The organism is Actinoplanes teichomyceticus ATCC 31121 (assembly GCF_003711105.1).
Taxonomy (GTDB): domain Bacteria; phylum Actinomycetota; class Actinomycetes; order Mycobacteriales; family Micromonosporaceae; genus Actinoplanes; species Actinoplanes teichomyceticus.
Genome location: NZ_CP023865.1, coordinates 2,932,361 through 2,944,497 on the forward strand (window position 1 = coordinate 2,932,361; position 12,137 = coordinate 2,944,497).

The following is a 12,137-nucleotide window of genomic DNA, read 5'->3' on the forward strand; positions in this document are numbered from 1 at the left end:
ATGACCACCTTCCGGCTGCTACGGCAGACGAGCCGCTGCTCTCGCTTCGCTCAGGTCACCGTCGACCTCGACCCGGTGGGTGGGCCCGGTGTTGAGGTGGCTGCCACGGTCGCCGTCGAATTTCGTCGTGAAGCTGATCTGGGTGCTCGATGGGCTTTACGTGGTGTCTCAACTGCGACGAAGGTCATCGTGACCGCCGTGGTCGCTACCGAAATTGACACCGGTACCGCAGACGTCTACGAAGCCACGGCGCACGCCGTGTGGCAGGCGCTGGGCGTCCAGCACAGTGTGCCGTACGTCGGTTTCAGCGATCCCCAGATGGTCGCGTCATGGCTGACCGAGATGATCGGCCGGCGGCTCGACGCCGTGATCGAGGCGCGACACTGGTATCAAGGCCGACGCGAGTCGGACGCCGAGAGCCTGCTCCACGCGTGGCTGTACTTCGACCATGCCATGCCCGTCGGTCTCCATCACCGCGGCGACGAATTGCTGCTGGCGAAGGAGGACCCGTACCGCTCGTACGACATGGATGAGCATGGGGAAACCAGGGTCGGCCCGGCGCTATCTCCGGACGTTCTGTCGAAGTTCGTCGGAGCCCGGCTCATCGACGGCGCCGTAATAGTCGGCCACGACGGTGCCCTGGTTGGCGCCGGTCTAGATTTGCGGTTCGACACTGGGAGCCTCGTTGTTGGCGCGCTCGGCGACGAATGGGTTCTCGCCACCGATGCCGAGCCGGCGGCCTTAACTTCCTACTGGACCAGGCAACCTTTCCTACGTGGCACGACCCGTTGACGGCCGGTCGTCTCGGAGTCGAACGGACCAGCTCGTGCACCGCGATGACCTTTTCCTGGACCGTCTCCGGCCGGGGTGACCTGCCGGCCCACCCGCCGTTTCGCCTCGTCCTCGGTCCACCGGCGCTCGCCGGTCCGGGCCAGCACCGGCGGCTCGCCGATCACCGCGAACCGCTGGTCGGCATCGGGGATCGAGGCCAGCACGCGATGGAGGTGGAACGACACGTCGGCGCGGCGCCGGTCGGCTGGCCACCGTGACGCCACCCACCGCCAGCTCGGTAGAGCTGCTCACGGAACCCCGCCAATACATCGGTCGCTTCCGCCCTGTCCGTCACGACCGCAGGCCCTGGATCCGCTGAACCTGTTCAACCCCGCCAAGGTCATCGGCTTCTCGATCCGGCGGGAACCCCGGGATGCTCCATCCCGTCGAAGCGGGATGACGTCTATGACACGCCGGCGGGTCGCCCTGGCAGTGGCTACGGCCGCGCTTTCTGGTTGCGGTGGGAATCCCGAGCCAGCGGCCGCCGCGGCTTGGCGGGAGCCCACCAGGTATACCTACGAGCTCGAATCCTCCTGTGGGGAGCGCGCCCTCATCGGTCGTTTCCGGATCACCGTCGAGCAGGGCGAGGTCACCGCAGCCGCGGGCCTCGACGAATCCGGGCGTTGGTTCGTGGAGAACGCCCGCAGCGAAACGGTGCCGACGCTGGGCCAGCTCCTCGACGAGGTGGACCGGGCTCGACAGCACGGCGCGGCCGTCGCTGAGGTCACCACAGATCCGGCCGACGGTCACCCCACCACGATCAACATCGATCAGGAGGCCAACGCGATCGATGACGAATCCTGCTTCACCATCGCCGGCTACACCCTTGAGTGACCGGGGACGGCACGGGCAGCAGCAGCGGGTGGCGAGGGGGGCACCCCCGCTGACGGCCGCCGAGCGCCGGAACACCGAAGGCGAGGCCGTACTGTCCGGCCGGGAGGTTGATTCGCCGAGCAGCAGGACGGGCCAGGAGCGGGGCGGCGGCCATGATCGCGCCGTTGACCGAGAGCGCGTTGAGGAACAGGACATGCACGCCAGCCGCCGATGGCAAAGCGAATCAGCTCACGCGCCGAACGTCGAGGTTGCCAGCCCGGTGGACCATCCGGCTCTGCCGCAGCGAAAGCGCGCTCGATCCCGCCGCTGCCCGCGGCTGACGCGCAGGCCGGCTCTCGGCGACGGCCGGGGTGGGCCTGGAGGTTGAACGACAAGCTGAGCGGACCCGCCGCGCCGCACACCCAAGGACGCCCGGCCCAGGTGTGCGGCGCACCGAGCCTCGTGAGTCTGTGACGTCATGGACCTGTGAGGCCGGCGCCGCCACGGCCGGCGTGCGCCACGCTCAGCGGCCCGGCAGCCGCCGTGGGCCAGCGTGACCGGCCCACGGCGGTGCCCGCCACCGGATGAGGGCTGACCCGGGGTCAGCAGCGCTTGAGGTGCGGACGGACGGCCTTCGGGACGAAGCCGTCGCAGTAGCCAGAGGTGCCGCCGCTGACCGCGTGCCACGCGTCGTCGGTGTAGCGGAAGACCACCACGGCGTCGTCGGCCTCCTTCGGGTGGGTCTGGGCGAGCGCGTATCCCTGGTAGCAGGTGATGTCGGTCAGCGTGTCGGTCGGCGCGAGCGCGTCACCGACCTCGCTGGACGAGCGCAGCGCCTTGAGCAGCGTCGCCTCCGACGGCGTGCAGCTGCCGCCGGCGGCCGGCTTCGCGGTCGAGGACCGGGTGCTGGAGGTCGGCGCGACCGAGGATCCCGCGGTGGCACCGCCGGCCGCCGGGCTGCTGGCCGACGGGCCGGATGCGGTGGTGCTGGTCGTCGCTCCCGCGGCGGAGCCCGTGGCGGGCGCGGCCGCGCCGCTGGTGGTCTTGGTGCTCGAGCAGCCCGCGAGGGCGGCAGCGGCCACGGCGGCAACGACGATCGGCGTACGAACGTTCACGATTCTTTCTCTCCTCCGAAGGACCCATCCCCGCACCCCGTGATGCGCCGGATGGCCATCAGCATGGTGGCTCGGCACGCCCGGCGAATCACGGAAACATGCCAAGGCGCGGCGTCATCCGACAGGCCGGCTCCGGAGTCGGTGCCGGCGGCCGGGCGGGCCTGACGTGGAGGTGACCGGAGCACCCGCGGCACAGCCGAGTTCGGCGGCGAGATCGAGGATCCGGCCTTCACCGGCAGCGCCGGACTCGATGTCCGGCGAGTCCACGCGGACGTCCCGGTCGTCGTCACGACCGGTGAGGGCCGCGGCGTCAGCGTCGAACACGGCCCTTTTTCGCTTCGCCTTCAGCGATCTGTCCACCTTCCGCGACGGGTTCGTCAGTTCGTTCGCGGCGGATCGATGCACGGAGTCCGACCGGCGGCGGTGAAAATCACCGTAGATCCCTACGGCTGACTGGTGATCAGGTGTAGGGCGTCGAAGCGCGGCTCGCCCATTCGGCGATCACGTTTGCCGGCTGCCCGCTCGGCGGGCCGCGCCGGCACGCTGGTTGCCGTCCGCTGCTCTGCCGCCTGCTGCCCAGCTTCGGTTCTGACGAGCTGGATCGCGGCGCGTCGAACTGCCCGGGCCGGCCGCCGTACTGAAGGAGCCTTTTCGGCGGTCGGAGCAGGGCATTGATCGTAGGAGATGTGTAATGGTGACCGGCGCGACATCCTGACTACTCGAATATGTTAAATGGAAACGCTCCCGGTTGAGCTTTGATGTACATCCGGTTACCCGGTCACAATCGTCAAAGCGTGGCAATAACGGGCCGCCATCATCAGGTTGTCGACGGCGACGGGAATTCCGAAGAATAAAGATCATGAGGGGGAGCCATGCGTTTCGGTCGGATCTTGATGGGGTCGGCGCTGCTGGGTGCCGGGTTGCTGGTCGCGCCCGGCGTGGCGGAGGCAGCGCCCGCCGCCGGGTCCTGTGTGGGCGGGGCGTTCCGCGGGCAGCCGTCGAGCGGAGCCAGGGTTTCGCCGCGTCAGACCATCCGGCTGCAGCTGAGCGTGGAGGTCACCGGCGGCCCGGTCGCCGGTTGCAGCCGTGACGTGCTGCTGTCCGGGCCGGTCAGTTTCGTGGCGGCCGGTCCGAGCGGCGCCTACTGGCCGGCCACGTCTTTCGGGCCGATGGCCGAGGTCGACTGGAGCGGCGGTTTCCCGGCCGGCACCAGACTGCACGGAACGATCACGCTGAAGGTCCCGGCGACCGCCGCCTCCGGCGCCGTCATCACCGCCACCAGCGGTAGCGCCGTTACCTACACGGTTCGCTAGAGCCGTTCGCCGCAGCGTAGCCATCGTCGCCGGCAGCGTCGGCTTCCCGGTCGTGTTCGAGCTGAGCCGCAACCTGCGCTGGGCCGCCGAACCGGCCCATGTCGCGCACGCCGACGCGCCGACGACGATGCGGGATGCGTCAAGCGGTCGGCGCGGACAGCACCCATCGCCCGCGGCCCAGCCGTTTCGCCTGGTACATCGCGGTGTCGGCGGCACGCAGCAGGGCGGCGGGCCGCCATGGCCCGTCGGGGCGTTCGGTGCAGGCGATGCCGATGCTGGCGCCCACGGTGTACCACGCGCCCTCGTGCTCGATCGGCATCGCCACGTCCTCGATGATCCGGTCGGCGACCCGGACGCCGTCGGCGCTGCCGAGGCCGGCCAGCACCACGGCGAACTCGTCGCCGCCCAGCCGGGCGACCACGTCACAGTCGCGGACCGCGCCCCGCAGGCGGAGCGCGACCGTCTGCAGGATCGTGTCACCGGCGACGTGGCCGGCGCTGTCGTTGACCGCCTTGAAGCCGTCCAGGTCCAGGTACAGCACGGTGGAGCCGGGCGGGCACTGGTCCAGTTCGTGGCCGAGCGCGGCCCGGTTCAGCAGCCCGGTCAGGGGATCGTGCCGGCTGCGGTGCTCCAGCGTGCGTTCGGCGCGCTCCAGGGAGCGCAGCGCGCTGGCGAACCGGGCCAGGATGAACGCCGCGGTGGCGACCGTGGCGAAGAACAGCAGGAACCGCTCGGCCTCGGCGTACTCCCGGCGGGCGAACAGGATCGCCGGAGCGGTCAGCAGGCCGACCCCGAGGAACCAGACGCGGGCCGGGTGCAGGGTGGGCGCCCGGCGGGCGGTCACCGTCAACTCGCTGCTGTTGGCGTGCAGGGCGGCCGCGGCCAGCAGCGAGTTGCTCAGCAGGATCGAGCCGACGCCGACCGCCGTGGCCACCGCGAGCGACGGGATGAAACTGGAGCCGAGATCCGAGGCGATCCGCAGCACGGCGGAGAGCAGCAGCAACCGGGTCGCACCGGTGCGCCGGCCGGGCGACATCACCAGCAGCAGGACCCCGGCGAGGATGCCGATGTCGCCCATCGGGCTCATCACGTACAGGTATGCGCCGAGCGGATCAGCGGCCAGCTCCGCCAGGTAGGGCGAGATGAACACGACCCAGATCACGATCGCGCAGGCGACCGCCAGCGTCAGCATGTCCAGCACCGCCGGTCGCAGCCATCGGCCCGCGCGACGCCGCGCCATCGAGAACAGCGCCGCACCGTACGCCAGGTAGCCGGCGGTCCACAGCACGGCCGACGCGGTGCCGTCGTCGGTGCGGTGCAGCAGCATGGCGATCGGATAGACCGCGTCCCCGGCCAGCCACGCCACCTGCCCCACCGCGACGTACAGCCAGGGCAGGCGATCCCCGCTGCGGCGCCGGGACGCCGCGGTCCGGCAGAGGAGGACCACGACGGTCAGGTAGACGCCGAAGTACACCGGATCGCCGTACCGCGTCCCGGCGGTCGTCCCCGCCGCCGTGGCGGCGAGCACCGCCACGGCGAGATAGCTCGCTAGCCTCCAGCCGGTCATGGCCGTCGCATCGGCACGGGAGGTGTCCGCTTGCGCCGAGCAGCGCCGCTGCTCCGCAGATGCAACCGAACGGCAACCGCGGCCTCAGCGCAGCGGCAGCTCCGCCCGCTCACCGTGCGGCCGGGGCCCGTGGATGCGCCGCTGCGACTCGGTGATCGGCACGTCGTCGATGCTGGCCTCGCGGCGGCGCATCAGGCCGCGCTCGTCGAACTCCCACAGCTCGTTGCCGTAGCTGCGCCACCACTGGCCGGTGGCGTCGCGGCACTCGTACTGGAAGCGGACCGCGATGCGGTCGGCGGTGAACGCCCACAGCGACTTGCGCAGCGCGTAGTCCCGCTCGCGCGCCCACTTGGCGGTGAGGAACTCGACGATGGCGGCGCGCCCGGTGACGAAGACGTCGCGGTTGCGCCAGACCGAGTCCTCGGTGTAGGCCAGCGCGACCCGCTGCGGGTCGCGGGTGTTCCAGGCGTCCTCGGCGGCCTGGACCTTGGCGGCCGCGGACGCGGCGGTGAACGGGGGGGTGAGCGCGGACATGGCGGCCTCCATCGCGACCTGGGGAGAACGGTGGTTCTCCGGTAGGCTAGAGAACCATGGTTCTCCCCGTCAACAACGACCCCTCGGCCGCCGTCCCGGCCCGCTCGACCGACCATCCCGGCCCGCCGGGCAGTGCTGGTCCGGCGGGCAGTGCTGGTCCGGCGGGCAGTGCTGGTCCGCCGGGCAGTGCTGGTCCGGCGGGCAGTGCTGGTCCGGCCCGCGGCGCGGCCTCGGCCACCCGGGCTCGCTCGGCCGACCGGGCCCGGTCGGACAGCGAGGCTCGGCAGAGGGTGCTGGACGCCGCCGAGCGGCTGATCTACGCGCGCGGCATCCGCGCGGTCGGCATGGACGACGTGCGGACCGCGTCCGGCGTGGCGCTCAAACGGCTCTACTCGCTCTATCCCAGCAAGGACGCCGTGGTCGAGGCGGTCCTGGAGCGCCGGGACCGGTGGTGGCGCGAACGGCTCGCCGAGCACGTGCAGCGGGTGGACGACCCCCGCGAACGCCTGCTGGCGGTCTTCGACTGGCTGGGTGAGTGGTTCGCCGAGCCGGATTTCCGCGGCTGCGCCTGGATCAACGCCTTCGGCGAGGCCGGGGCCACCTCGCCGGCCGTCGCCGCCCAGGTCGACCGGCACAAGCGTGCCTTCGCCGCCCAGCTCGCCGAGTGGTGCTCCGCGGCCGGCTGCCCGCCCGAGCTGGCCGAGCAGCTGTTCCTGCTGGCCGAGGGTGCCGTGGTCACGGCCGGCATCCAGCGCAGCACCGGGCCGGCGGGTACGGCCCGCGACGCGGCCGCCGTCCTGCTGTCCCGGGTGACCCCGGCGGTGTGAGCCAGCCCGAGCCGGGTAATAGCACGGGCGTTCGAAGAGCCGGATCGGAAGGATGGCATCATGGCTGACCCGAAGAACGCCGCGCCGGACGGCAACCGGGTGAAGGATCCGGAGGACTGGACCACCGGCGGCGAGCCGGCGACCGGGGCGCAGGAGTCGTATCTGCACACCCTGGCCACCGAGGCGCACGAGGAGGTCCCGGACGGCCTGACCAAGGCCGAGGCGTCCCAGCGTATCGACGAGTTGCAGGAGAAGACCGGCCGCGGCCGGTAGGGGCGGCGTGTGCGGCCGGGGCGGCCGGTCGCACACCACGTCCGTCGTCACCCGTAATCCGATAGGGTCGGTTCTTCCCGTTCCGCGATCGGTGTCCGACACTGTGACCGCCTGCCGGTTCCGCACGGGCGGTCCGGCGGCTGTGGCGATGCCTGATCCGGTGAGGAGGAGCGTGGCGATGACGGCCGGGGCCCTGGAGTACATCGCCGCCGAGAGTGTCGACGAGGTGCTGGCCGCGCTCGCGGACGGCGACACCTCGGTGCTCGCCGGTGGCCAGAGCCTGATCCTCGACCTGAGCGGGCCGGACTCGCCTCCGCGCCGGATCGTCGACATCAACCGGGTGGCCGGGCTGGACACCCTGGTCGAGACCGGCGGCATGTTGCGGGTCGGGCCGCTGGTGCGGCACCGCGCGTTCGAGTCGGACACCGTCGGCGGCCCGCTCGGCGAGTTGCTGCGCATCGTCGTGTGCCACATCGGGCACCCGCCGATCCGCGCCCGGGGCACGATGCTGGGCAGCTTCGCCTACGCCCACCCGGCGGCCGAGTGGCCGGTCGTGGCGATCACGCTGGGCGCGCAGCTCGTGCTCACCGGGCCGCGCGGCCGCCGTACGGTGCCGGCCCAGGAGTTCTTCACCGGGCCGTTCTCGACCGCGCGCCGGCCCGAGGAGCTGCTGATCGAGGCGTGCCTGCCGGTGCTGCCGCCGGGCACCGGCGTCGGGTACGCCGAGGACCGGCGTACCTCGATCTACCCGCAGGCGGCCGCGATGACGGCGGTGACGACGGCCGGCGGCGTGGTCAGCGCCGCCGCGCTCGGCCTGGTGAACGCGGGACCGTGCCCGGTGCGGGCGCGCGCCGCGGAAAGTGTGCTGGTCGGCAGCGTGCTGTCGGACGCGGTGATCACCGCGGCGGCGGAGGCGGCCGCCGAGGCCGACGCCGTGTTCCCGTCCGCGCCGGACGACCGGCGGGCGCGGCGCGCGGTGAAGGTGCTGGTCCGCCGGGCGCTGTCGCAGGCCCGGGAGGGGTTGGCCACGGCGTGTGGGTGAGCCTGAGCGTCGACGGCGCCGACCGGGAGCTGGACCTCGCGCCGGACCGTACCCTGGTCGCCGTGCTGCGGGAGGACTGTGGGCGCACCGGCGTCCAGCACGGCTGCGCCGACGGCACGTGCGGCGCGTGCACGGTGCGGGTGGACGGCGAGGCGCTGCGCTCCTGCCTGATGCTGGCGGTGCAGTGTCACGGCGCGCACGTGGACACCGTGGCGGCCTGAGCGCGGCAGTGGACACCGTGGCGGCCTGAGCGCGGCGCGAGTGCGGCCCCGGCGCGAGCGCGGCCGTGGCGCGAGTGCGACCCGGCGCGAGTGCGGCCGTGGCGCGAGTGCGACCCGGCGCCGGTGGCCGGGACGGCCCGGCGCGCCGGCTCAGTTCCGCGGGTGCGACGGCGACACCGAAGGGCGCGCCGGACTCAGGCCCGCAGGTGCGACTGCAACACCAGGGCCGCGGCGCCGGTGGCCGAGGCGGTGGCGGCGGCCAGCGAGACGGTGACCGTCACGTCGCGGTGCCAGGTGCGGCTGTCGGCCGGGGCCAGGCGCCGCATGATGGCCGGGCCGTAGATCGCCGACGCCGCCGCGAACCCCGGGCCGGTGAGCACCACCAGGTCGATGTCGAGGAGGTTGACCAGCGACTCGGCGGCGGCGGCGACGTAGCGCGCGGAGGACTCCAGCAGGGCCCGGCAGTGCGGGGCGCCGGCCCGGGCGGCCCGGGCGACCGCCCCGAACTCGGCGGCCACGCTGCGGATCGGCTGGGCCGGATCGAGACCGGCCTCGGCGGCCGCGACCTGGTCGGCGCGGGCCGAGTTCACCACCGTACGCGGACCGGCCAGCACCTCCAGGCAACCGCGACTGCCGCACCAGCACTCCGGGCCGAAGACGTCCAGGCAGAAGTGCCCGAACTCGCCGGCGCTGGCGTGACCGCCGCGCATCGCGCGCCCCTCGACGACGATCCCGGCGCCGATCCCGCCGCCCATGTACAGCGCCGCGAACGCCCGGTCCGGGCCGACCCGGGCCACCCAGTACTCGCCGACCGCCGCCGCGGTCGCGTCGTTCTCCACGAGCACCGGCCAGCCGGTCGTCTCGGACAGCCGGCGGCCCAGCTCACCGCCGTGCCAGCCGCGCAGGTGCGGCAGGGCGTCCTCGGTGGGCGTGCCGCCGCTGTGCGGGCCCGGCCAGACGATGCCGACGCCCAGGCAGCGGGCCGGGTCGACGCCGGAGCCGGCCAGCAGCACGTCGATGTCGGCGGACAGCGCGCCCAGCACCGCCGGGTCGTCGCCGAGCGGGGCGGGCCGGGCCAGCCGGGAGATGACCCCTCCGGTCTGGCCGGTCAGCACGTACGTCGTGGCGTCCTCGTCCAGGTGCACCCCGACGGCGAGGCGCGCGGCCGGGTCGAGTCGCAACAGGGTGCGCGGCTTGCCGCCGGTCGGGGTGCGGCCGGTCTCCACGACCAGGCCCTCCTCCAGCAGCCGGCGCACCGTCATCGAGACCGCGGCCTCGGTCAGCCCGGTCATCCGGGCCAGCTCGACACGGCTCAGCGGCTCGGCGGCGCGAATGGCGTCGAGGATGCTCTCCCGGGCGCCGGGGCGGCGGCCCCGGCCCGGTCGGCCTGCCGGCGCGCCGGCGCCGACCGCTTCTCTCACGCTTCCTCCACAGACGAGACGCGCACGAGAAGGACGCGGTCCGGATAGAGCACCGGGAGCCGGAGTCCGACGGTGCCGAGCGTGCGGCCGTTCAGGCGTACCCCCTGGGGCGTGCACCAGGGTAACGCAGCGCCCCACGCTGCGGCGTTACCGTCGGCAACGTCACCCGGGGGCTGCGGCCGCACGTGGTAGGTGCGGGCCGGGTCGAGGCCGGGCAGCCCGACCGTGCCGGGCGGGTACGACGCGCTGGTGGCCGTCGCGATCACGGCGTACACGGCCGCGGAGCGGTCCGCGGCGACCACCCCGGTCACCCGGTACGCCGGATCGGCCACGTCGGCGTGCACCAGCGTCCCGGTGTGCAGCAGCGGGCGCAGCTGCTTGTAGAGCGCCACCCAGCGGCCCAGCTCGGCGAGCTCCTCGGCGGACGCGCCGGTCAGGTCCCACTCGATGCCGAGGTGGCCGAAGATCGCCGTGCCGGCGCGCATGCTCAGCGGCAGCTCCCGGTGGGTGGTGTGGCACAGCGGCGCGCCGATGTGCGAGCCGATCAGCTCCAGGGGGATCAGCAGGCTGGTCCAGCGCTGGATGGCGACCCGCTCGTGGGCGTCGATGCAGTCGGAGGCCCACACCCGGTCGGTGCGCTCCAGGATCTCCAGGTCCACCCGGCCGCCGCCGGAGGAGCAGGACTCGATCTCCACGCCGGGGTGCCGGGCGCGCAGCTCGTCGAGGAGCCGGTAGACCGCGTGGGTCTGGTCGTGCACGCCGGCGCGGCCGGTGCCGGGGTGACCGGCCTCCACCAGGTCCCGGTTGTGATCCCACTTGAGGTAGGCGATGTCGTACTCGGTGAGCAGCGCGTCCAGCCGCTCCAGCAGGTACGCGTAGGCGTCCGGCCGGGCCAGGTCGAGCACCTGCTGGTGGCGGGCCGGGCGGGGGAGCCGGTCACCGGTCGCCATGATCCAGTCGGGGTGCGCGCGGGCCAGCTCGGAGTCCGGATTGATCATCTCGGGCTCGACCCACAGGCCGAACTCCATGCCCAGCTCGCGGACCACGCGCACCAGCGGACCCAGCCCGTCCGGCCACACCTGCGGCGAGACGAACCAGTCGCCCAGGCCGGACGTGTCGTCGCGGCGGGAGCCGAACCAGCCGTCGTCCAGCACGAAACGTTCCGCGCCGATGGCGGCGGCCGCCTTCGCCAGCTCGGTCAAGCGGGCAAGATCGTGGTCGAAGTAGACCGCTTCCCAGGTGTTCACCACCACCGGGCGCGGCGTCGTCGGGTGGTGCGGCCGGCTGCGGAGGTACTGGTGGAAACGGGACGAGACGCCGTCGAGCCCGGTCGTGCTGTGCACGGCGTACGTCCACGGGGTGCGATAGGTCTCGCCCTGGCCCAGCCCCACCTCGCCGGGCAGCAGCAGCTCGCCGCCGCCCAGCGCGGACCAGCCGTGATAGGTGCGCTCGGCGACCGAGCGGGCGCCGCCGGAGAACGCGGTGTGCACCGCCCAGACCTCGCCGTGGCGGTTGCCGAACCCGGCGGTCCCGGCGCAGAGCAGGTAGGCCGAGTCGTAGCCGGTGCGGCCGGTACGGTTCTCCCGCACCCGCAGCCCGTGCGTGAAGGCGGTCCGCTGCGGCTGCCGCTCGCGCAGGTGATGTCCGGTGAAGTCGAGCAGTTCGGTGGTGTGCTCGGGGACCGGCAGGAACAGCGTGAGGTGCTCCAGCCAGTAGGTGCCCGGCGCGGTGCTGGTCAGGGCGGCGCGTCCGCGCAGCACCCCGCTGGAGTGCAGTTCCAGGTCGATGCCCAGGTCCAGGCCGGCGGCGGGGTCGGTGGCGCTGATGCGTACGCCGCCGGCGTCGCGCTCGATCCCGGTGAGCGCGAACGCCGTCGCCCACGCGCGCCCGTCCCGGTGGCCGGCCAGGCCCGGGGCGCCCAGCCAGCCGGCGGACTGCTCGGGCAGCGGCGACACCCGCACCGCGCCGTCCACCGAGAAGCCGATCGGCTGCGCGGCGGTGGCCCGGAGCAGGTCGGCGCCGGGCTCGTCCAGGGCGGTGCCCCAGTGTGCGACGGTGGGCAGGCCGGGGCCCCGGCAGTCGAGCACCAGACTCACCCCGGCGGCGCTCAGGTGTACCAGTTCCGGCCCCATGAGTGACTCCCTACCAGCGTTGACGGCCTTCGTTCAGTTGCTTAAGAA

The 12,137-nt window shown here is 73.0% G+C and carries 13 protein-coding genes; 7 read left to right on the plus strand and 6 right to left on the minus strand.

Features of this window, described 5'->3' with window-relative positions; all coding sequences use genetic code 11:
- Positions 1-792 carry a hypothetical protein gene (locus ACTEI_RS13145; protein WP_187645983.1) on the plus strand — a complete coding sequence of 264 codons (792 nt, stop codon included), beginning with the start codon at positions 1-3 and terminating at the stop codon, positions 790-792.
- Here ACTEI_RS13145 and ACTEI_RS39325 read toward each other — a convergent pair.
- Positions 750-1,055: a DUF6192 family protein gene (locus tag ACTEI_RS39325; protein ID WP_222942291.1), complete on the minus strand. Its 306-nt coding sequence runs from the start codon at positions 1,053-1,055 to the stop codon at positions 750-752. The two genes, ACTEI_RS13145 and ACTEI_RS39325, sit on opposite strands and share 43 nt — an antisense overlap.
- Before the next feature lie 181 nt (positions 1,056-1,236).
- Between ACTEI_RS39325 and ACTEI_RS13155 the strand changes: the two genes are divergently transcribed.
- A complete protein-coding gene (locus ACTEI_RS13155; RefSeq protein WP_203723761.1) occupies positions 1,237-1,665 on the plus strand; it encodes a DUF6174 domain-containing protein in 429 nt (142 codons plus the stop codon).
- Positions 1,666-2,246: 581 nt separating this feature from the next.
- On the opposite strand, the gene ACTEI_RS13160 is transcribed toward ACTEI_RS13155, so the two are convergent.
- Positions 2,247-2,759 carry a hypothetical protein gene (locus ACTEI_RS13160; protein WP_145830870.1) on the minus strand — a complete coding sequence of 171 codons (513 nt, stop codon included), beginning with the start codon at positions 2,757-2,759 and terminating at the stop codon, positions 2,247-2,249.
- An 872-nt stretch (positions 2,760-3,631) separates the two neighbouring features.
- Between ACTEI_RS13160 and ACTEI_RS13170 the strand changes: the two genes are divergently transcribed.
- Positions 3,632-4,072: a hypothetical protein gene (locus ACTEI_RS13170; RefSeq protein WP_122977922.1), complete on the plus strand. Its 441-nt coding sequence runs from the start codon at positions 3,632-3,634 to the stop codon at positions 4,070-4,072.
- Positions 4,073-4,211: 139 nt separating this feature from the next.
- Here ACTEI_RS13170 and ACTEI_RS13175 read toward each other — a convergent pair whose 3' ends face one another.
- Both ACTEI_RS13175 and ACTEI_RS13180 read right to left on the minus strand, forming a co-directional pair.
- Positions 4,212-5,639 carry a GGDEF domain-containing protein gene (locus ACTEI_RS13175; protein ID WP_145830871.1) on the minus strand — a complete coding sequence of 476 codons (1,428 nt, stop codon included), beginning with the start codon at positions 5,637-5,639 and terminating at the stop codon, positions 4,212-4,214.
- Positions 5,640-5,723: 84 nt separating this feature from the next.
- Positions 5,724-6,173, minus strand: a complete 450-nt coding sequence (locus ACTEI_RS13180; RefSeq protein ID WP_122982114.1) for a nuclear transport factor 2 family protein — start codon at positions 6,171-6,173, stop codon at positions 5,724-5,726.
- Between the two features lie 56 nt (positions 6,174-6,229).
- On the opposite strand from ACTEI_RS13180, the gene ACTEI_RS13185 reads away from it, so the two are divergent.
- The 4 genes from ACTEI_RS13185 to ACTEI_RS13200 all read left to right on the plus strand — a co-directional run bounded on the left by ACTEI_RS13185 (position 6,230) and on the right by ACTEI_RS13200 (position 8,536).
- The gene (locus ACTEI_RS13185) at positions 6,230-7,000 is read left to right on the plus strand and encodes a TetR family transcriptional regulator (protein WP_122977924.1); all 771 of its coding nucleotides are present in this window, start codon (positions 6,230-6,232) and stop codon (positions 6,998-7,000) included.
- A gap of 60 nt (positions 7,001-7,060) precedes the next feature.
- Positions 7,061-7,273: a DUF3072 domain-containing protein gene (locus ACTEI_RS13190; protein WP_122977925.1), complete on the plus strand. Its 213-nt coding sequence runs from the start codon at positions 7,061-7,063 to the stop codon at positions 7,271-7,273.
- A 178-nt stretch (positions 7,274-7,451) separates the two neighbouring features.
- Positions 7,452-8,315, plus strand: a complete 864-nt coding sequence (locus tag ACTEI_RS13195; protein ID WP_122977926.1) for an FAD binding domain-containing protein — start codon at positions 7,452-7,454, stop codon at positions 8,313-8,315.
- The gene (locus tag ACTEI_RS13200) at positions 8,312-8,536 is read left to right on the plus strand and encodes a 2Fe-2S iron-sulfur cluster-binding protein (protein ID WP_203723760.1); all 225 of its coding nucleotides are present in this window, start codon (positions 8,312-8,314) and stop codon (positions 8,534-8,536) included. The genes ACTEI_RS13195 and ACTEI_RS13200 overlap by 4 nt, the downstream gene beginning before the upstream one ends.
- Positions 8,537-8,730: 194 nt before the next feature.
- On the opposite strand, the gene ACTEI_RS13205 is transcribed toward ACTEI_RS13200, so the two are convergent.
- The gene (locus ACTEI_RS13205; RefSeq protein WP_122977928.1) at positions 8,731-9,957 is read right to left on the minus strand and encodes an ROK family transcriptional regulator; all 1,227 of its coding nucleotides are present in this window, start codon (positions 9,955-9,957) and stop codon (positions 8,731-8,733) included.
- A complete protein-coding gene (locus ACTEI_RS13210) occupies positions 9,954-12,089 on the minus strand; it encodes an alpha-galactosidase (protein ID WP_122977929.1) in 2,136 nt (711 codons plus the stop codon). The genes ACTEI_RS13205 and ACTEI_RS13210 overlap by 4 nt, the downstream gene beginning before the upstream one ends.
- Between the last annotated feature and the right edge of the window lie 48 nt (positions 12,090-12,137).

Coding starts and splice junctions, on each gene's coding strand:
- ACTEI_RS13145 (WP_187645983.1), top strand. CDS start 1: ATGACCACCTTCCGGCTGCTACGGCAGACGAGCCGCTGCTCTCGCTTC.
- ACTEI_RS13155 (WP_203723761.1), top strand. CDS start 1,237: ATGACACGCCGGCGGGTCGCCCTGGCAGTGGCTACGGCCGCGCTTTCT.
- ACTEI_RS13170 (WP_122977922.1), top strand. CDS start 3,632: ATGCGTTTCGGTCGGATCTTGATGGGGTCGGCGCTGCTGGGTGCCGGG.
- ACTEI_RS13175 (WP_145830871.1), bottom strand. CDS start 5,639: ATGACCGGCTGGAGGCTAGCGAGCTATCTCGCCGTGGCGGTGCTCGCC.
- ACTEI_RS13180 (WP_122982114.1), bottom strand. CDS start 6,173: ATGTCCGCGCTCACCCCCCCGTTCACCGCCGCGTCCGCGGCCGCCAAG.
- ACTEI_RS13185 (WP_122977924.1), top strand. CDS start 6,230: ATGGTTCTCCCCGTCAACAACGACCCCTCGGCCGCCGTCCCGGCCCGC.
- ACTEI_RS13190 (WP_122977925.1), top strand. CDS start 7,061: ATGGCTGACCCGAAGAACGCCGCGCCGGACGGCAACCGGGTGAAGGAT.
- ACTEI_RS13195 (WP_122977926.1), top strand. CDS start 7,452: ATGACGGCCGGGGCCCTGGAGTACATCGCCGCCGAGAGTGTCGACGAG.
- ACTEI_RS13210 (WP_122977929.1), bottom strand. CDS start 12,089: ATGGGGCCGGAACTGGTACACCTGAGCGCCGCCGGGGTGAGTCTGGTG.